Origin of the sequence: Henriciella marina (genome assembly GCF_027213945.1) — a bacterium.
Taxonomy (GTDB): Bacteria; Pseudomonadota; Alphaproteobacteria; order Caulobacterales; family Hyphomonadaceae; genus Henriciella; species Henriciella marina_A.
In genome coordinates this window covers 1-704 of sequence record NZ_JAPWGW010000018.1, presented here as the reverse complement: position 1 = coordinate 704, position 704 = coordinate 1, and the positions used below count along the sequence as shown (strand labels likewise).

Below are 704 nucleotides of genomic sequence, written 5' to 3'. Positions count from 1 at the left end.
TCGTCGACCTTGGGCAGGCCGGACATGGCCGTCTCGATCGGATAGGTGACATAGCGTTCGACCTCTTCGGGCGACAGGCCTTCAGTTTCGGTGAAGACTTGGACCAGAGAAGGTGAGGGATCGGGAAAAGCGTCGACAGGCAGGCTGCGAAAGGCAAACAGCCCCCCGATCGACAAAGCGAGTGCGGCAATGGCGGCAAGCAGCCGGCCACCCGCAAGGCGGTGCATCAAATTGATCATTTTGCGGGTCTCCTAGTGTGCGTGGCCGTCGCCGAAAGCGTCTTTTTCAAGCTGCGCTTTCAGGGTGAAGGCGCCCTCGGCAACGAATGCTTCGTCGGCCTCGAGCCCGGAAATGATCTCGGTATAGCCCCTCGCGCTGTCCCCTGTGCGGACCTCGCGCGGTTCGAACCCGTCATCGGTCGGGACGAAGACCGACATCCTGTCTTCAACACTGACAATCGCATCGGAGGGAACGCGCACGACGGGGCGCCCCTCTCCCGTGTCGATCCGCGCCGTTACGAACTGACCGGGCTTCAGCCTGTGTTCGGCATTGTCGACAATGACCCGCGCGGTCGCGGTGCGGGATGCCTCACTGATGACAGGCAGGACATTTGAAATTGTCCCTTCGGCCAGGACGCGGCCATCCTCCTGCTGGAATGTCACGGTCTGGCCTTCGCTGACCTTGCCGAGATCTTCCTTGTAGAC

2 protein-coding genes are annotated in these 704 nt (G+C 61.4%); both read right to left on the bottom strand.

What is annotated here, in order from left to right; genetic code table 11:
- Positions 1–239 (bottom strand): efflux RND transporter permease subunit (locus O4G74_RS16020; protein ID WP_269403518.1); only part of this gene is annotated, 239 nt, incomplete at its 3' end.
- 12 nt (positions 240–251) lie between these two features.
- The coding region (locus O4G74_RS16015) for an efflux RND transporter periplasmic adaptor subunit (RefSeq protein ID WP_269403517.1) at positions 252–704 on the bottom strand (453 nt) is incomplete at its 5' end.